This window comes from Bartonella sp. AA83SXKL, assembly GCF_042196965.1.
Taxonomy (GTDB): domain Bacteria; phylum Pseudomonadota; class Alphaproteobacteria; order Rhizobiales; family Rhizobiaceae; genus Bartonella.
Genome location: NZ_JBHIRG010000265.1, coordinates 1 through 618, shown reverse-complemented (window position 1 = coordinate 618; position 618 = coordinate 1). Strand labels below are relative to the sequence as shown.

The window sequence follows — 618 nt, the reverse complement described above, 5'->3', positions numbered from 1 at the left end:
ATTGGAAAAAACAATGCGCCCTCCTTTCTTCAACAAAGCAATAGCTGCGACAAGTAGATCATATTGCAACGCCGCTAATTTGATGACATCGTTCATCGATTTCGTCCATAAAATATCTGGATGACGACGGATTGTTCCTGTAGAAGAACAAGGAGCATCAAGAAGCACAGCATCAAAAAGCTGTTTAGGATGAAAATTTTTCACATCCCCCTCACAGCAGCGAACTGAAAAATGAAGTCGCTCCATATTTTCCTTCAAGCGTTTTAGCCGATTAGCAGAGAGTTCAATTGCTGTCACATCAGCCCCTTGCAAAGCTAGTTGTGCTGTTTTTCCTCCGGGGCTTGCACAAAGATCAGCAACCTGTTTACCATGAATATTTCCGAGTAAACAAGCAATGAGGCAGCAAAATCTTGAATCCACCAAGCCCCTTCCATATAGCCTGGTAATTCAGAAACAGAACCCTCTAAACGACTCAACCGAACCGAACCATTGGGCAAAACAACACCCCCCAACCGTTCTGCCCATCCACGACTATCGGATTTAACTGTCAAATCAAGAGGAGGTGGGGCACTTTGAATTTCTAAAATCTGCTCTGTTTTTTCTTTTCCATAAGTTGAC

Annotated in this window: 1 pseudogene; it reads right to left on the bottom strand. The window is 43.2% G+C overall.

Annotation, left to right across the window (positions count from 1 at the left end):
- Window positions 1–618, bottom strand: a pseudogene (locus ACFINO_RS11015) (RsmB/NOP family class I SAM-dependent RNA methyltransferase); the annotation flags it as partial.